The organism is Paenibacillus chungangensis (assembly GCF_042675905.1).
GTDB classification, from domain to species: Bacteria; Bacillota; Bacilli; order Paenibacillales; family Paenibacillaceae; genus Pristimantibacillus; species Pristimantibacillus chungangensis.
On record NZ_JBHTJZ010000005.1, the window covers coordinates 27,633 to 45,756 of the forward strand.

Genomic DNA, 18,124 nt, shown 5'->3' on the forward strand with positions numbered 1-18,124 from the left:
GGAAATGTGAAGTCGTTTAAGGACATTATTCCTACTAGTATAATAGAAATGAAAACGCCTTGGAATACCTTTTATCGCAATCATTGACTTCATTCCATGTTTTTTTCACAATAGGAGGAGATCAATGGCAAGTAAGGGGGAGAGTATCGTAATGGGAAAACAGGTTGAGCAAATCGCTCTAAAAGAATGGGCGGTATCCCTCCAGGCGTTGATGGAGGGTGACTTGATCATGATTATGCGCAAAGGAGGAATCGAGGAGGAAACGAAAGATTTCCAATTAATGGACAATCGGTTTTACCTCATGCCTGCTTACGAGCACCAAAAGGAGCATTTATTAAAGCCGCAATACCGACACAAGCTGGCCGAAACTTTGGCAGATTGGACGCCGAATATGGAGACAATTCGCTTGCAGGGTTACGCTGAGGTCGTTGACGATATCGAAATATACGACAGCGATAGGCTAGACAAGCTGCGGGAATGCCATATATGGGAGGATACCTTCGCCGAGGAGCGGCTTAGATGGAAGCGGAAGAACCCCCTCCATTTGTTGATTTTAAGGGTATTTCGTCTTCAGGATGAGATTGAGATCCCGATGAGGTCCGCTTATAACGGTTGCAAATCATGGGTAAGATTGGAGGATGGCGCTCCCTTTCGGGAAATGACGCCGGTACTGACGGATGAACAATTTAACCGCATGCGGGAGAAAATGATAGCTTTGCTGTCTTAGCTCGTCGGTATGTCCCCGATTTTAGGAACTGGTGACGATTGGATTGGACAATGTTTCGCGCCGTTGATTGATTTATAACTACAGTTATATTAAAATGATTATTGAGAATCAGTGAGAATCAATAGCTCATCGAGAAAGCAATACTCAATGAAGCATAATGACCTTGGAGGGATCAGTATATAATGGCAACACAATTTGTCATCGAGGGCTTGAAAGCCGAAATCGAAGGGAAAGAAATTCTGAAAGGCATCGACCTGAAAATGAACGGCGGCGAAATCCATGCCATCATGGGACCGAACGGAACGGGCAAAAGTACGCTGGCATCTGCACTGATGGGTCATCCCAAATATGAAGTGACATCAGGAACGGTTACGTTGGACGGCGAAGATCTGATGGAGATGGAAGTAGACGAGCGCGCACGGGCCGGCTTGTTCCTGGCCATGCAATATCCTAGTGAAATTCCCGGCGTGACCAATTCCGACTTCCTGCGAAGCGCGATTAACGCTCGCCGTGAAGAGGGCAACGAAATCTCGCTGATCAAATTCATCCGTCAGATGGAAGGCAAAATGAAGGAACTGGAGATGAATCCGGAATTCGCGCATCGCTATCTGAACGAAGGGTTCTCCGGCGGCGAGAAGAAGCGGAACGAAATTCTGCAAATGATGCTGCTTGATCCGAAGGTCGTCGTGCTGGACGAGATCGACTCCGGACTGGACATCGACGCGCTTCGCATCGTAGCGGACGGCGTCAACGCCATGCGTTCCGAGGAGCGCAGCTTCCTCATCATTACGCACTACCAGCGCTTGCTGAACTATATTACGCCAGACCATGTCCATGTCATGATGCAAGGCCGCATTGTGAAGTCGGGCGGACCGGAGCTGGCAGAGCGGCTTGAGAATGAAGGCTATGATTGGGTAAAAGAAGAGCTGGGCATCGAAGACGAAACGGTCGGCCAGGCTTAATCGGAGAAGGAGGCATATATTCATGAGCATACAACTAACGACTCCGACCGACCGCGAATCGGCTATATCGCTCGCTCGGAGCAAGGGGGAACCGAATTGGCTCGTTGAGCTTCGCGGAGAGGCGGCGGAGCTTGCAGGCACGCTGCCATGGCCGAAGCCGGAGAAGATGCGGATCGAGCGTTGGAACTTGACAGCAGTGGGCCAATACGAAGCTCCGGTCAAGGTGGAATCCATCTCTGAGCTACCTGCCATTGCCGGTGAACTGATTGCGGAGGGAACAGAGAATCTGGTCGTGCAGCGCAATTCCGGTGTCATCTGGAGCGGTCTGTCGGCGGACTTGGCCGCGAAGGGCGTTATCTTCACCGATCTGGAGACGGCATGCCGCGAGCACGGCGAGCTTGTACAGCAATACTTGTTCCAAGCGGTGAAGAAGGATGAGGATAAGCTTACTGCTCTTCATGCCGCTCTGTGGAACGGCGGCATCTTCTTGTATGTGCCGAAGAACGTGGATGTGGAAGTGCCTTTGCAAGCCGTCCTGTTCAACGACAACCAGGAAGCGACATTCGCGCCGCATATACTGATCGTAGCGGAGAGCAACAGCCGTGTCACTTATGTGGATACGGTCGTTACGGATAAGAGCGCGATTACTGCCGGGTTCACGCATCCTTCCATCGTGGAAGTGTTCGTGAAGGGCGGCGCGCAAGTCAGCTTCGGAACCATTCATGCACTCGGCGAGACAGGCGCAGACCTGAGCGTTCGCCGCGCAGTCGTGGAGAACGACGGACGCATCGAATGGATCATCGGTGATCTGAACGACGGCAACACGATGTCGGAGACGAAGTCCGTGCTGAACGGGCAAGGCTCTACTTCCGACACGAAAGTGATCAGCGTCGGCCAGAAGTCGCAGAATATGAGCTTGACGACTGCTGCACAGCACTTCGGGAAGAATTCCGACAGCAATATGGTCACTCGCGCTGTCATGAAGGATTCCGCATCGGCGATTATTAACGGCGTCACCAAAATCGAGCATGGCGCAACGAAAGCGAATGGCGTTCAAGCGGAGAAAGTGCTGATGCTAAGCCCGAAGGCGCGCGGAGACGCCAACCCTATTCTGTTGATCGACGAGGACGATGTAACCGCAGGCCATGCGGCAAGCGTAGGCCAAGTGAATCCGGAACAGGTCTACTATCTGATGGCCCGCGGCATTACGAAGCAAGATGCTGAACGGCTCATTATCTACGGCTTCCTAGCCCCGGTGGTGTCGGAAATTCCGGTGGAAGCAGTGCGTGAGCAACTGCAGCGTCTGCTGGAAAGGAAGCTCCAGGGATGAATATACATGCGATACGGGAGCAATTCCCGATATTGCATCAAGAGGTGAACGGGCATCCGCTCGTTTACCTGGATAGCGCGGCATCTTCTCAGAAGCCGCGTTCCGTCATTGATGCGGTAAAACGGTACTATGAGCTTGATCACGCCAACGTTCATCGCGGCGTTCACACGCTGGGCTCCAGAGCGACCGACGCTTATGAAGGAGCTCGGGAGAAAGTCGCAAAGTTTCTCAACGCGTTCACACCGGAAGAAATTGTGTTCACCCGCGGTACGACGACCGCGCTCAATCTGGTCGCTTCCAGCTATGCGCGGAGCGTATGCGGCGAAGGGGACGAAATTGTCATCTCCAAGATGGAGCATCACGCCAACCTTATTCCATGGCAGCAGGTCGCGAAAGCGACCGGTGCTACCTTGAAATTCTTCCCGATGGGAGAAGATGGAAGAATCACGGTGGAGGATGCAGAACGGACGATTACGTCGAATACGAAGGTGGTGTCGATCACACACGTATCCAATGTGCTCGGTGTCGTGAATCCCGTCAAGGAGATTGCCGCCATCGCTCATCGCAATGGCGCGGTTATGGTCGTGGACGGTGCGCAGAGCGTTCCACACATGAGGGTAGACGTTCAGGATATCGATGCCGACTTCTACACATTCTCCGGTCATAAGATGTGCGGACCTACCGGCATCGGCGCGTTGTACGGCAAGAAGTCGCTTCTGAACGGCATGGAGCCGATCGAGTTCGGCGGCGAGATGATCGACTTCGTCGATCTGCACGATGCGACTTGGAAGGAAGCGCCTTACCGATTCGAAGGCGGCACTCCGATGATCGCCGGGGCGGTTGGTCTTGGAGCGGCTGTCGACTTCCTGCAGGATATCGGTATGGACAATATCGATCGTCATGTGAAGCAACTGTCCGCATATGCATATGATAAGCTGTCGGTGCTGGAAGGACTCCGGATTTACGGTCCAGGCCGCGATCGAGCGGGATTGATCACATTCAATCTGGAGGATGTCCATCCGCACGATGTGGCGACGGTACTGGATTCCAAGGGCATTGCGATTCGTGCAGGCCATCATTGCTGCCAGCCTCTTATGCGTCTGCTGAATGTATCGGCTACAGCTAGAGCAAGCTTTTATATATACAATACCGAAGATGAGATTGATCTGTTGGCTGATGCATTACTACAAACAAAGGAGTTCTTCGGTCATGCAATTGGATGATTTGTATCGCAGAGTTATAATGGACCATTACAAAAATCCCCGTAACCGTGGCGATATGGAAGAAGGTGCGGTGACGATAAGCTTGAATAATCCTACTTGCGGCGACCGTATATCGCTCCAGCTTCAAGTAGAAGCCGGCAAGGTGCTGGATGCCAAGTTCACTGGCGAGGGCTGCTCCATCAGCATGAGCTCCGCCTCCATGATGACGGAAGCTGTCAAAGGAATGGAATTCGAGAAGGCGCTTCAGATGGCGGAGAAGTTCTCCAGCCTGATGAAGGGAGAAGATGTGGAATTCGAGGAACTTGAGGATATTGAAGCGCTGTCCGGCGTGAACAAGTTCCCGGCTCGCATCAAGTGCGCCACGCTCGCTTGGAATGCTCTGCGCAAGGGCATCGAGTCGCAAGACGGAAAGCAATAACAATACAAGAAGGAGAGTGAATCCCGATGGCAAAGAAAATGCCGGAAATGGAAGAGTACAAATACGGATTTCGCGACGAGCACAAGGCGATATTCCAATCGGGCAAAGGCTTGACGGAAGAGGTCGTCCGCACGATCTCCAAGATGAAAGACGAGCCGGAATGGATGCTGGACTTTCGACTGAAGTCACTTGAGCAATTCAACAAAATGCCGATGCCTACCTGGGGCGGCGATCTGAGCGAGCTTGACTTCAATGACATTCAGTATTATGTCAAGCCTTCAGAGAAGCAAGGCAAGACTTGGGAAGAGGTTCCGCAGGAAATCAAAGAAACGTTCGATAAGCTGGGCATTCCGGAAGCGGAGCAAAAATTCCTCGCCGGCGTATCGGCGCAATATGAATCCGAGGTTGTCTATCACAGCATGCAGGAGGATCTGGAGAAGCAAGGCGTTATCTTCACAGATACGGATACTGCGCTTCGCGAGCATCCTGAGATTATGAAGGAATACTTCGGAACGGTTATTCCTCCGAACGACAACAAATTCGCGGCATTGAACAGCGCCGTATGGTCCGGCGGCAGCTTCATCTATGTGCCGAAAGGCGTGCAATGCGACATTCCGCTTCAAGCGTACTTCCGCATCAACTCCGAGAACATGGGTCAGTTCGAGCGGACGCTGATCATTGCCGACGAAGGCAGCTCCGTCCATTATGTGGAGGGTTGTACGGCTCCGGTCTATAGCACGAATTCCTTGCATAGCGCGGTCGTAGAGATTATATGCCGGAAGGATTCCAAGGTTCGCTATACGACAATTCAGAACTGGGCGCCTAACATTTATAACCTGGTGACGAAGCGCGCAGTTGCGGACGAGAACGCCTCGATGGATTGGGTAGACGGCAATATTGGCTCCAAGCTAACGATGAAGTATCCTGCTGTCGTCCTGCGCGGACGCGGAGCGAAGGGCAACGTATTGTCCATCGCCGTAGCGGGCAAAGGCCAGCATCAGGATGCGGGCGCGAAGATGACGCATCTGGCGCCGGATACAAGCTCCACGATTGTATCCAAGTCGATTAGCAAGCATGGCGGCAAAGTATCGTATCGCGGGTTGGCTTCGTTCGGCCGCAATTCCGACGGAGCGAAGTCGAACATCAAGTGCGATACGTTAATTCTGGATAATGAATCGACTTCTGATACGATTCCATACAATGAGATCTTCAACGACAACATTACTCTGGAGCATGAAGCGACTGTATCCAAAGTGTCAGAGGAGCAGCTGTTCTATCTAATGAGCCGCGGCTTGACGGAAGATGAAGCGACGCAGATGATCGTCATGGGCTTCATCGAGCCGTTCACGAAGGAATTGCCGATGGAATATGCGGTAGAGATGAACCGTCTGATCAAGTTCGAAATGGAAGGCAGTATTGGTTAACATCGGTTAGGTTATAGGTATGAAAGAGAGCTGCATGCGATAGTCAATTCCAATGACTTGTCGCTGCAGCTCTTTTTTTGATGCTTGCTTGTAAATTCACATATAGACATGGACGATCTCATATCCTCTCTCTTGTGTCAAATCAATAAACGTATCGCCGATCTGAATAAGAGGGCGGAAGAAGTCTGTAGGATGTGTCATAACGATAATGCCGTATTGATCGTTATTCATTCGCACCTTCTTGCCGATAAAGTTCGGAATCATATGCTTGATGAACGTATGCGTCGTGTTGGGGTCCAGTTGATCAAAGCTGAGGCGATAAAGTTCTCTTAGCACGTAGAGCAAATCCCGTTCCTGCTGATACACGCGAGTGGAAATCATTGCACTGTATATGTCCACCACGGCGATAATCATGGCAATAGGGTGAATCTCATCGCCCTTCAGTCCATTCGGGTAGCCGCTGCCGTCTATTCTCTCATGATGCTGAAGCGCCGCTATCGCTAACAGTTCCTCCTGGAATGAACCCAAGATGATCTCATGACCGTAGACGGTATGAAGCTTCACTTCTGCGAATTCATGTTCCGTCAGCTTTGCAGGTTTATTGAGGATTGATTCCGGGATACGGCATTTTCCGATATCATGCAGGAAGCCGGCTTGGCCTATTAACGTCGCCTCCTCCAGTGAATAGCCCAGCCACGTGGCCAGATAATACGAGAGCATAGACACTTGTACGGAATGCTGATAAGTATAGCTGCTGTGGGAATTGAGAAGCAGCAGCATAGATACAACATCCCGTTCCAACTGCAAGTTGTTCAGGAGTGGTTCCGTAACAGATTGTACCTGCTTGGTATCAATTGTTCCGCTTTCCAACGCTTGTTCGAATAGTTGTTGAAAGCAGTTGACAGCGCTTTCGTAAACGGGTCCTACCGTCGGAAGCCATTTCGGCGTTACAGTGGATTCCAATGTGCGTTTTTCCGGTTTGTCTGTTGCTTCCCGATCCAATATTTCAACGAAGTCGATTTGATGCTGCAGCAATCGCGAGACTTCTTTTTTGTATAGTCTTGTACCATTGGATAACACATGCAAGCCGTAATTGTTAAAGATGTCATTGATTAATTGATCGCCTTCTATAATTTCTGTTACATGAATCCTCAATAGGGACACCTCAAATTTGGTTATTGGTGAACAAAATTCATATATATCTATTTATATACACTTTCCATAGTAACAACCATATATTATGATGGCAATATGAGGAAGTCATAATTAGTTCTAAATACCTAGTAAATTAGAAAAAATCGATCTTGCAAATGAAAGTAATACCAACACCCTCTAATCGCTTACAGGTATCTCTCTACATTACCATAAAGACTGAAAAAATGTTATGATGCTTTGTATAGTAAACAAGAAAAATCACCATCAAAATAGAGCGTGAAAAAAGCGCCTGGCATGCAGAGCTATGGAATCCATTCGGGCGTGAACAACATTACTTGGGCATCACCGGGACAGATCGGCTGGCGGTTAGCTATTGAGTAGCGAAAGGAGGCGAGCGCTTAATGATGAAGTCTGAAGCAACTCTTGTGCTGCTGCACACCAATGACATTCATAGCCGTCTGGAGAATGCTGCACGGATCGCTTCCATTATAGAAGAAGAACGGCAGCGACTCGGCGACGCTGCTGTTCTTGTGGTGGATTGCGGCGACCATATGGACCGTGCGCGGCTTGAGACGGAAGGCAGCGACGGACTTGTGAATCTGAAGCTGCTGCAAGCTTCGCGATATGATCTGATTACGCTGGGGAATAATGAAGGGCTTACTTATCGAATGGACATATTGAAGGAGCTTTATGGCAGGAATCCCGGTTTTCGCGTCATATGTGCCAATATGCTGAAGACCAGGGACGGCCAGCGGCCGGACTGGCTGCTCCCGAGAACAGTGATAGTCAAGCAGGGAAAGCGAATAGGAATAGTGGGAGCTACAGCTGATTTCTCCGCATTCTATGAATTGCTGGGCTGGGATGTTACCGACCCGATGGCTGCAATACAGGAACAAGTAGCTATACTGAGGGAAGAAGCGGACCTGGTAATCGTCCTGTCTCATCTGGGCTTGCCACGAGACAAGGAGATGGCGACAACGATTGACGGCATTGATCTTATTGTGGGCGCGCATACCCATCACTTGCTGCATGAGGCATTATACATCGGGAATACGGCTTTATGCGCTGCGGGGAAGTTCGGGGAATATGCAGGACGGGTCGAATTCGTATGGGGATACGGCGAAGAACGTCCCAAGATCAATGCCTCAGTCATTCCAACCGCTGCTTATATGGAGCAGCATGAGGCGGCTTCAATCATCAGTCAATACAAAGCTGTCGCCGAGAGGAGGATGAGTCGTGTCATCACTTCGTTGTCCCACCCTCTGCCGTTGTCAGTGAATGTTGAGTCCCCACTCGTTAATCTGCTCGCAGCGGGACTGCGGAAGTGGACGAATTCGGAGATCGGTCTCGTGAATGCAGGTCAACTGCTGGGAGGTCTTGCCTTGGGAGATGTGACGGCGAGCGAGCTCCATGCGCTGTGCCCATCGCCCATCAATCCTTGCCGCATGATAATAAAGGGGAAGCATTTGCGCACAGCACTGGAGCAATCAGTTCTGCCAGAATATGTGGATAAGCGCATTAAGGGCTTCGGATTTCGGGGAGAGGTGCTTGGCGCGCTTGCGGTAGACGGCATTGCGGTTACCTTAGACAGCAGTAAGCCCAATATGCAGAAGCTGATTCGCATCGAGGTGAACGGGGAACAGCTCGCCGACGAACGGGTGTATACTGTCGGTACGATCGATATGTTCAGCTTCCGAATCGGTTATGAGACACTCGCCGAAGCGGAGAGCTTCCGGTTTTACTTGCCGGAATTTCTACGAGACGTGCTGGAGCATGAGCTTCTTCGGGAGGAGGCGATTGCGGATTGCCATGCGGTGCGTTGGAAGCCTGTATCGAATGACAATGATGGAGAAAACGAAGAAAATGACGGACTTTGTCGAATAGAATAAGTTTAATGGTTGCGGTTTTGCGCATTTTCACGTAAATTAACTATACAAGCAGGTTTTTCCGATATACATTGTATGAGAACTTAGGGCAAGGAAGGGCAGAGAAAATGCGATTGCTACCGATCTTTCAATGCGTTCCAGGAATGAGGCTGGCCAAAAAAATATTCTCCGAGGATGGCGTCGTCCTTCTGGGGGATCAGATGGAGCTTACAGCGAGGCTCATTACACGTCTTGAGCAATGCGGTGTGCAGTATGTATACATAGAAGACGCTCGTACGGAAGGCATCGTTCCGCCCTCGCTTATCTCGGAAGAGACGTTCCGTGATTCGGTAAAGGAGATCAAGACAAGATTCCGGGAGATGATGGATCGCCCCAAGCGTAAGAGCGGCGTCGCTTTCCCTTACATTGCTCAGTCGTTCAAAGGCATGATGAATCGGATAATCGAAGATTTGGCTGGCAACAAGGACGCCATGATTATGCTGATCAATATGGGGACGGTCGACCATTATCTGTATCAGCATTCCTTGAACGTATGCGTCTACTCTACATTGCTTGGCATGGCGCACGGTTATTCCCGCGAAGAGACGATGACGCTGGGAATGGGAGCGCTCCTCCATGATATCGGCAAAACTCAAATCTCCATGAATGTGCTCAAGAAGCCGGACTCTCTCACCAATGAAGAGTATGAGAAGATGAAGCAGCATGCCATGATCGGCTTCGAGTTGCTGAAGGATGAGCCCAATATGCCGTTGCTTGCGGCTCACTGTGCCTTACAGCATCACGAAAGGCTGGACGGGAGCGGGTACCCTCGTGGCTTGAAAGGAATCGAAATCCATGAATATGCGAAATGGATCGGCATTGTGGATTCCTATGATGCGATGACGACAAGCCGCGTCTATCGCGCGCCTATGCTGCCCCACGAGGCGATGGAGCGATTGTATGCCGGCTCCGGTATATTATTCGAGCAGCATATGCTGCAGTTGTTCCGCGATAAGGTGGCCATCTATCCGATCGGCATATCGGTTCGGCTGGATACGGGAGAGAGCGGCGTTGTGGTTGATTTCAATCATAGCTATCCCCATCGACCGATCATCCGGATCCTTAAGAATGAAGCGGGAGAGGAGCTATCCGTTCCTTATGAGATTGACTTGTCCAAGCAGCTGACGATTATGATCGTCGGGGTGAACGACGAAGGAGGCAGCGTTCAGCTTGTGTCGGGCATATGATAGGCACGCAGTTGCAACCAATAAGATCATGGACTGGAAGTCTCCGATAGTCGCCTAGATGCGGCATTGGAGGCTTTTGTTTGCTTATATCGCTCGATGACATTACAATAAAAGATGCGCTAAAGCGCAAGAAGAACATGAAGTAAGGTGCTGAATACATGAATGTACTACAAAAGCAACAAATAAATAACGATGCAATTATGCCGCTGACGTCGGCTTATGATCCATGGGACCCTATCCGATCGCTTCCGCAATACGGCGGGCATCGGCTGACAAGCGTGGAGATGACGGTATCCAATCTGTGCAATATGCGCTGCGAGCATTGCGCAGTCGGGGATACACTCGTGCTTAAGGAACCTGAGAAGGTGCCGCTGCAGCTCATGCTGCAACGCCTGGATGAAGTCGAAGCGTTGGAGACGATCAGCATTACGGGCGGAGAGCCGTCCTTCTCCGACAAGACGGTGAGAGATTATATGGTGCCTCTGCTCCAATATGCCCGCAATCGGGGCATTCGCTCGCAAATAAATTCCAATGTCACCTTGCCCTACAGTCGGTATGAGCGATTAGCGCCCTATCTGGACGTTATGCATATCTCATTCAACTACACATCTGCAGAGGAATTCCATGCGATCGGCTTCGCGAAGTCAGGTCATGAGGTGCCTCTGAAGGCTGCGGCCAAATTGTACGAGACGATGATCGACAACGCGCGAAGGCTTAGCGAAGCCGGCGTACTCGTATCGGCAGAATCTATGATCAATTACCGTACTCACCGGAAGATGCACGAAATTCATCAATTGATTGTCGAGATGGGCTGCACCAGGCATGAGGTGCATCCCATGTATCCCAGTTCGTTCGCGAGGGATCTACCGATGATTACCAGGGATGACATGCTGAACGCAATTGAACTGCTGCTGAAGCATCGCAACCAATCGGTATGGATGTTGTTCGGCACGTTACCGTTCTATCATTGCAGCGAGAATGAGACGGAGCGCGCACTGCTGAAGCGGCTTGCAGCGGAGCCCAACGTTACGGTAAGGAACGATCCTGACGGGCGTAACCGCCTTAACGTTAATTTGTTCACAGGAGAGGTGTTCGTAACGGACTTCTCCGATGTCCCTTCCTTCGGCAATATGAAGCAGATGAAGCTGGACGATCTGTTCAAGCGATGGCTGTCTCATCCGCTGGCCAAGAGCGTCAATTGTCATTGTCCCGCCGTTTCTTGCTGCGGTCCCAATCTGCTAGTGAAGGACATGTATTATAAGGATGTTGATTTTCTGAAGAGAAAGGCAATATTAGAGTAGTCCTGACATACACTTGGACTAGAGGAGGGAACTGGAGTGTCCATACGTTCTGTACTATTTATCGGGCTTGGGTTGCTGATGTTGTATTTAATGTTTACTGTGGGTTTGCCGTTCCTGCTGGCCTTAATTATCGCCATCTTTTTGGAGCCGCTCAATGGGCTGCTCATGAACAGATTCAAAATGAACCGGTTAGCTGCCTCAACGATTTCCAGTTCCCTGTTTACACTGGGCTTTCTTGGTCTGATTGTGCTGATTGGGATCAAAATTGTTGCGGAGCTTATTGCTTTCCTGGACCGCGTTCCGAAATATTTTGCCGACGGCAATGATTTCGTAGACAAGCTGATGGTGGACGGAAGAAGCTTGTATCAATCGCTGCCGCCGGACGCGGTTGCGACAATTGAAGACTTCCTGGTCAGCTTGACCCAATATATCCAGCAGCTCATCGGCACGTTGTCCAAGACGCTTCTTGCCTTTGCGACAGGTCTGCCGAATATGTTCATTTTCTTTATCGTATTCCTCGTCGCAGTATTCATGTTCAGCTACAGTCTCAATACGTTGAAGGCTTCTGTTCTGTCCCTGTTTGTGGAGAGTTCCAGGCCGCAGGTTGATCAGGTGTTAGTTAACCTGCGTAAGTCGATTTTCGGCTTTCTTCGCTCGCAATTTATTTTAAGCGCCTTAACGTACATCATCTCATTCGCTGGCTTGCTTATTCTGGATATCAAATATCCGATGGCTATCGCTTTCCTAATTATTATTGTGGATATTCTCCCCATACTGGGAACGGGATCTGTTCTGGTGCCATGGGGAAGCTATCTCATCATCACGGGCGACTTGTTCACCGGCTTCGGATTGATCGTGTTGTTCCTCGTCATAACCGTCTTCCGCCGTATTATCGAGCCTAAAATATTGGGCGATGCGGTGGGCATCGGGGCATTGCCCGCTCTGATCAGCTTGTATGTCGGCTTTAAGCTGGTGGGGGTCATCGGCGTATTTCTCGGCCCGCTGGTCGTCATTATTTATACTGCTGCCAGGCAGGCGGGGTTATTCCAAAAGCGTATTCAGCTCTAGAAGGAACTGCAACAGCGGTTCATACATCGTGACAGCTGTCCGAACCATCCTTCGTTGTCATCACATATATTGGGATGATAATACCTGTAGACATTCACTACGCAGGAGGGGACAGCATGATTGCAACTATTAAGGATGAAGAGCTCTTGGACAAAGATGAAGTCATTGCCCGTATTAGGGCGGCAATTGCGGATAAGCGGCCGTTCGCTCTTGTCCGGATCGGGGACGGAGAGAACTTCATTCTATCGCAAGATACCGTATATACGATGGATCAGGTGCTGCATCAGTTGTGGGTGAAGGAAGCGAACAAGGGAAGGAAAGGGGTCCAGCTTCCCAATATAGACATACGCGACCGGATGGTGAAGGCAATTAAGGAAGCGGATATTGTCGGCGTGCTAGCGCATGGAGACCGTACGATTAGAGCTCATCCCAATCATAAGCGGGTACTGACGAATCAGATATTCAATCACTTCAAGCTGAAGCCGGAAATTCTGTGCAATGCGATTGTCAACCGTGAATTCATCCACTACAGCTCGTTCTGGGCTATGCTTCATGAGGAAGGCGCGCGTCTCGCACTTGTGTCCCGCTGGGCAGGCGGCATGAAGCAGCGGTTGATCAGCCCGCCTTACCATCTGAACGTTACATGCACATTGCCATTCGAACGGTTCGAGATGATGGAAGAGACGCTCGCCCAATTGGAGGAGCGCAAGGATACGTACGATGTTGTATTATGTTCTTGCGGAGTTAACGCAGTGGTGCTGTCGCATCAGATTGCGAAGCGGATCGGCAAGGTGGCCATCGACTTCGGCATCGGCACACAGATCATCTCTTCGATTCCACTAAAGTAGTCATAACGTCCATCTTACGATGATACCGGCTTGTGTCAATCCGCCCCCGAAGCCGTGCATCAGCACGATATCTTCTTGCTTCAGCTTCCCGGATCGTACGGCATCGTCAACGGCTAAGGGGATGGAAGCGGCCGACGTATTGCCATACCTTGCGATGCTGGACAAGATCTGTTCATTCGTGAAACCGATCCGTTCCGCCAAAGCTTCAATAATACGTGCATTGGCATTGTGCGGAGCGAACCAGGTGATCTCTTGGGGCGAAAGACCGCTTCCTTCCAATAGTCTATTAACGCCTGCAGATACATGGCTAACAGCCCAGCGATACACTTCTCTTCCGTTCTGTACCAGCTTGCCACTGGGTATAATTTCATGCTCCCCGATATGGGACGCCTCGTTGCTTAAATAGACATGATGGCCGCCGCCACTGTCTGTGCTTGAATAAGCAGACAATATATGTCCTTCTTTGTTCCCGCTATGCTCCAGCAATACCGCCCCCGCGCCATCTCCGAATAGAATGCAGGTGGTTCTGTCGGTATAGTCAGTAATGCGGGAGATGGCGTCAGCTCCGATCACGAGCACTTTCCGGTATTGACCGGTCAGCAGCAGCGCATTCCCCAGCTGTATACCTGCGGTGAATCCTGCACAAGCCGCTTGAACATCTACACTGCCGCATTCCCTTGCGCCGATATAACCGCATACTCTGGCGGCCATGCTGGGGAATATCGTATCGGGAGTAGAGGTGGCGACGATGACATAATCGGTATCGTGAAGCTGCTTGTCGTAGCGGCGGGCCATATCGTCGATAGCGCGAAAGATGAGGTCGCTTGTATATTCGTTTTCCCCAGAAATTCTTCGTTCGTGAATGCCCGTGCGCTGAACGATCCACTCATGAGACGTATCCACCATTTTCTCCAAATCTTCATTGGACAAAATACGATCAGGCACATAACTCCCGATCGCAGTTATCGTCGCTTGCGATTGTACGCAGTGTGAAGGTGTAGGTTTAGGTGTAGGTTTCAAAAAATGCACGTCCTTTCGTCTAAAATTAGTACCAGATACTATTAGTTGATACCAATACTATAAGAAAAACAACTGGCAATTGTCAATAGTAAGAATAGCGCTTGTCATTGATGTGCACGATAATAATGGGTTATCAATGAGCATCAGGAAATGGAGGTTCTGACATGCGAATGCGAAATACATGGGTAGTATTGTCCGCTGGAGTCGTTCTTAGTATGCTGCTTGGAGGGTGCAGCGTCAATCAGGGCCATCTGGGCAATAAAAATATTCGCGCCAATCAGGTCAAGCTGGATGCCAACGGCAACATAATTAGGGACAAGCGATTCGCTAACGACGGTATGAATGAGATGAATCGGATTAATGGTCGCATGCAGTTGAACAACAATCTGGTGGGATCTCATAAAAATTATCGCTTGGAAATGAGCCAGTCTATTGGAGACAAAATAACGGAAATCGTGGAAGTGAAATCGGCTTACGTTATGCTGGCCGACAACAATGCTTATATCGCATTGTCGTTGGCGGAACGGCCCGGGGAATGGAATCGACTGAGCCGCTCTGAGATGGGCAAGCTGGATCGAAATCGCATCGATGAAAACCGTCGAATAGGGAGTTTGTCGACGGCTGAAGAAATGCTTACGCCGGAATTGACGCAAAAAATCAAATCGGTGGTGAAAGAGAACAGACCAGCCGTAGAGCATGTATATGTATCCGCCAATCCTGAATTCGTGGGACGAATGACGGCTTACTTCAATGATGCCCAGCTGGGTCAGCCGGTTCAGAAGTACATCGCCGAGTTCAATGCCATGGCCGAGCGAGTGTTCCCGGTTGCGATCGATGACGAGATGACGAGTGACAAGACGAAGAGCAGCGGCAGACTACTGGATTAGAAGAGAAGGAATCGGAGCTCCTGAAGCGGCGAAATGTCGTTCTAGGAGCTTTTTCCATGACCATGCATCTTTCACCTACATAATCGTCCACTCCAATGAACTTGTCTCGTCATATAGTATTCTAGCAATTGGCAACATTATTGGCTGGAAGGCGAGGTAGAGAGACGATGAATATTCAGCAAGAAAGAAAAGAAAATGATATGCGGACGGTTGCGATATTAGGACTCGGCTATGTTGGATTGCCGCTTGCCCTTCTGTTCGTGAAGTCGGGCTTTCGCGTGTTGGGCATAGACCCCGATACGGACAAGATCGACAAGCTGTATAAAGGTAGCAGCTACATTCACGAAATTGAGGACGCGACGGTGAAAGAAGCGATGAACAGCCATCGATTCCTCCCCACTGCCCAATATAGCGCGATTGAGGCTGCTGAAGCCGTCATTGTATGCGTACCAACGCCTCTTACTCCTTATGGGACACCGGATCTTAGCTATTTGACAGGCGCAATAAGCATGCTTGTGCCGGAGATGAAGGCAGGACAGCTGGTCATACTGGAGAGCTCTACTTATCCCGGGACGACGAGAGAGGTGCTGCTGCCGATAATGAGCAGACGGGGGCTGAGGGTAGGAATTGATTATTATGCCGCTTACTCGCCCGAACGGGTAGATCCTGGCAACAAGCAATTTCCGTTGGAAAAAATACCTAAGATTGTCAGTGGCGCCACAGCGCAGTGCTTGGAAAAAATATCGGAGCTATACGGCAGCGTCTTCTCTAGGGTCCATCCCGTGTCCAGCACAGATACAGCGGAAATGGCGAAAATACTGGAAAATACGTACCGCCTTGTCAACATCTCGTTCATTAACGAAATGGCGATGCTATGCGACCGGCTTGATCTCGACATATGGGAAGTGATCGAGGCGGCAGGCACGAAGCCGTTCGGCTTCCAGAAGTTCTTTCCCGGTCCCGGGATCGGCGGCCACTGTATCCCTGTAGACCCTTCTTACTTGCTCTGGAAAGTAAAGCAGCATGAGCTGAATTCCGAATTCATTCAGTTGTCCAATGCGGTCAATCATCGGATGCCTCATTATATTGTGCAGCAGCTGAAGCAAGCCTTGTCGCCGAAGAGCTACTCCAACGCTAACATTATGATATATGGCGTGTCGTACAAGAAGGACATTGCCGATTACCGCGAGTCCGCCGCTATTGATCTGATCGCGCTGCTTCGTCTGGAAGGAGCGAATGTCTATTATCACGATCCGTTCGTGCCGGAGTTATCGGTCAGTTCGACGACGCTTCACAGCATCGAGCTAACCGAAGAATGCGTGCATGCGATGGATGCTGTTGTCATCGCGACGGATCACAGCAGCATTCCATTGGAGCTGCTGACGAAGCATGCGGCGCTGCTGTATGATACCCGCAATGTAACAAAAGGCATGGCTGCAGGCAAGGGCCTCATTCGTCTGGGAGCTGGATGGAGACGGCATGTCGCCGATTCTACTTGACGGCCGGGAGGAAGCGTCGCTTACGCTCTCTCCTTCGTCATAGCTAGACGCTCCACATGGGCGCTGTAGCCGAACTTCCGCTCCACGTACGCCAGCGCTGTGTCTACTTGCCTCTTATAATAGACGTCGTCCTCCATCAGCCTGTGAACCGCCTCTCTCACTTCATCGGGCTTCGCGTAGATTGCAGCCTCGCCGAACAGGGACTGGTAGTCGTCTGGCACGACGACAGGCACACCGCTAGCCATCGCTTCGAAGATGACTCGGCCGAACCCTTCTACGCAATGGGGATGAATGTAATAGACGAAGACGTCGAGCTCTTGAAGGAAGGCGCGCGGCGATTGTGCGCCATAAGGAGTCACGATCCAATTGGCCGGCAGACGGCCCAACATATGCCTCGGAATATCAGCGCCGCCCAATATCCGAATCTCGTATTCCGGCGAATCGGGATAGACGGTCAACAGTTCCCGCTTGTTCGCCGGCCACTTCTCGAAGCGGTCCCTGGCATGTCTGCCGATGCGAATTTTGTTATGCGGAGCCGGTCTGCCTGAGCGTCGCCACTGCGAGGTGTCAATAATATTGAGCCAATCGCTCGGCGACAGCTGTATGTTCGTCAATGCATTTGCATGATTTTTTAATAGCGTGTCTCGAATTCCAGGACCGATGGGATGCCAGAGCGGCTTCTGATGGAAGTAATCTTGCACTCGCCGGTCGCAGGAGCCGATCTCGTAGACCGTCTCTCCACCCTTGCCGTAACTTCGCTTCGGCGTCTGATTGACGATCAGATGAATGCGGCCGGCTGTAATGAAGGGCACTTCCTGCTTCACTTGAAGGATGCGGGGATGCCGTATAATCATCGCTTCACAGCTGGCCTGATCGCCAGGGCGAAGCAGTGCGACGCGTCTTCCGTCGATTAGAGACAGAATGGCGGGATGCATGACGTCCTTTGCGCGGGGATTGAAGTAAAGAGGAACAAGTCCGGTTGTCAGGCCCGCTCCAAGCTGCGCCTTCACCTCCTCGACGTTGGAGGCGGTAGTGCCGCCTGGCAAGGTGAAGTCAGATGCGATGATAACATCGTATTGCTTGAATGATTCCGATGGGGGAATTGGCGTAGGATCTGCCATTTGCTTCACGCTCCATGATAAGGATAATG

General features: G+C 50.7%; 16 protein-coding genes. 13 read left to right on the forward strand and 3 right to left on the reverse strand.

The genetic code is table 11. From position 1 onward, the window contains the following. Positions 1-124: 124 nt before the first annotated feature. The 6 genes from ACFQ2I_RS02690 to sufB all read left to right on the forward strand — a co-directional run bounded on the left by ACFQ2I_RS02690 (position 125) and on the right by sufB (position 6,084). Complete coding sequence (locus tag ACFQ2I_RS02690; protein ID WP_377562002.1) at positions 125-727, forward strand: DUF1802 family protein; 603 nt, start codon at positions 125-127, stop codon at positions 725-727. A gap of 182 nt (positions 728-909) precedes the next feature. Continuing rightward, positions 910-1,689 carry a Fe-S cluster assembly ATPase SufC gene (gene sufC / locus ACFQ2I_RS02695; protein WP_377562004.1) on the forward strand — a complete coding sequence of 260 codons (780 nt, stop codon included), beginning with the start codon at positions 910-912 and terminating at the stop codon, positions 1,687-1,689. A gap of 22 nt (positions 1,690-1,711) precedes the next feature. Continuing rightward, complete coding sequence (sufD, locus tag ACFQ2I_RS02700; protein ID WP_377562006.1) at positions 1,712-3,019, forward strand: Fe-S cluster assembly protein SufD; 1,308 nt, start codon at positions 1,712-1,714, stop codon at positions 3,017-3,019. Beyond that, positions 3,016-4,242: a cysteine desulfurase gene (locus tag ACFQ2I_RS02705; RefSeq protein WP_377562008.1), complete on the forward strand. Its 1,227-nt coding sequence runs from the start codon at positions 3,016-3,018 to the stop codon at positions 4,240-4,242. Before sufD ends, ACFQ2I_RS02705 begins: the two co-directional genes overlap by 4 nt. Further along, complete coding sequence (gene sufU, locus ACFQ2I_RS02710) at positions 4,229-4,660, forward strand: Fe-S cluster assembly sulfur transfer protein SufU (protein WP_377562010.1); 432 nt, start codon at positions 4,229-4,231, stop codon at positions 4,658-4,660. Before ACFQ2I_RS02705 ends, sufU begins: the two co-directional genes overlap by 14 nt. Positions 4,661-4,686: 26 nt before the next feature. Beyond that, positions 4,687-6,084, forward strand: coding sequence for a Fe-S cluster assembly protein SufB (sufB, locus tag ACFQ2I_RS02715; RefSeq protein WP_377562012.1), 1,398 nt, complete (start codon positions 4,687-4,689; stop codon positions 6,082-6,084). A 96-nt stretch (positions 6,085-6,180) separates the two neighbouring features. Here the strand turns inward: sufB and ACFQ2I_RS02720 are convergent, their stop codons facing one another. Beyond that, the gene (locus ACFQ2I_RS02720) at positions 6,181-7,248 is read right to left on the reverse strand and encodes an HD-GYP domain-containing protein (RefSeq protein WP_377562014.1); all 1,068 of its coding nucleotides are present in this window, start codon (positions 7,246-7,248) and stop codon (positions 6,181-6,183) included. A 392-nt stretch (positions 7,249-7,640) separates the two neighbouring features. On the opposite strand from ACFQ2I_RS02720, the gene ACFQ2I_RS02725 reads away from it, so the two are divergent. The 5 genes from ACFQ2I_RS02725 to ACFQ2I_RS02745 all read left to right on the forward strand — a co-directional run bounded on the left by ACFQ2I_RS02725 (position 7,641) and on the right by ACFQ2I_RS02745 (position 13,568). Further along, complete coding sequence (locus tag ACFQ2I_RS02725) at positions 7,641-9,128, forward strand: bifunctional metallophosphatase/5'-nucleotidase (RefSeq protein WP_377562016.1); 1,488 nt, start codon at positions 7,641-7,643, stop codon at positions 9,126-9,128. A 104-nt stretch (positions 9,129-9,232) separates the two neighbouring features. After that, positions 9,233-10,351 (forward strand): HD-GYP domain-containing protein, encoded by a 1,119-nt coding sequence (locus ACFQ2I_RS02730; protein WP_377562018.1) that lies wholly within the window; start codon positions 9,233-9,235, stop codon positions 10,349-10,351. A 158-nt stretch (positions 10,352-10,509) separates the two neighbouring features. Further along, entirely contained in the window at positions 10,510-11,652 is a 1,143-nt protein-coding gene (yfkAB, locus tag ACFQ2I_RS02735) for a radical SAM/CxCxxxxC motif protein YfkAB (protein ID WP_377562020.1), read from the forward strand. A 36-nt stretch (positions 11,653-11,688) separates the two neighbouring features. Beyond that, positions 11,689-12,720 carry a sporulation integral membrane protein YtvI gene (ytvI, locus tag ACFQ2I_RS02740; protein ID WP_377562022.1) on the forward strand — a complete coding sequence of 344 codons (1,032 nt, stop codon included), beginning with the start codon at positions 11,689-11,691 and terminating at the stop codon, positions 12,718-12,720. A gap of 116 nt (positions 12,721-12,836) precedes the next feature. Further along, entirely contained in the window at positions 12,837-13,568 is a 732-nt protein-coding gene (locus ACFQ2I_RS02745; RefSeq protein ID WP_377562024.1) for a GT-D fold domain-containing glycosyltransferase, read from the forward strand. Here ACFQ2I_RS02745 and ACFQ2I_RS02750 read toward each other — a convergent pair whose 3' ends face one another. Continuing rightward, positions 13,569-14,597 (reverse strand): ketoacyl-ACP synthase III, encoded by a 1,029-nt coding sequence (locus tag ACFQ2I_RS02750; protein ID WP_377562026.1) that lies wholly within the window; start codon positions 14,595-14,597, stop codon positions 13,569-13,571. Between the two features lie 155 nt (positions 14,598-14,752). Here ACFQ2I_RS02750 and ACFQ2I_RS02755 point away from each other — a divergent pair, with 155 nt between their 5' ends. Continuing rightward, a complete protein-coding gene (locus tag ACFQ2I_RS02755; RefSeq protein ID WP_377562028.1) occupies positions 14,753-15,475 on the forward strand; it encodes a YhcN/YlaJ family sporulation lipoprotein in 723 nt (240 codons plus the stop codon). A 167-nt stretch (positions 15,476-15,642) separates the two neighbouring features. Continuing rightward, positions 15,643-16,974 (forward strand): nucleotide sugar dehydrogenase, encoded by a 1,332-nt coding sequence (locus ACFQ2I_RS02760; RefSeq protein WP_377562030.1) that lies wholly within the window; start codon positions 15,643-15,645, stop codon positions 16,972-16,974. Positions 16,975-16,994: 20 nt separating this feature from the next. Here ACFQ2I_RS02760 and ACFQ2I_RS02765 read toward each other — a convergent pair whose 3' ends face one another. Continuing rightward, the gene (locus tag ACFQ2I_RS02765) at positions 16,995-18,095 is read right to left on the reverse strand and encodes a glycosyltransferase (protein ID WP_377562032.1); all 1,101 of its coding nucleotides are present in this window, start codon (positions 18,093-18,095) and stop codon (positions 16,995-16,997) included. Positions 18,096-18,124: the final 29 nt, after the last annotated feature.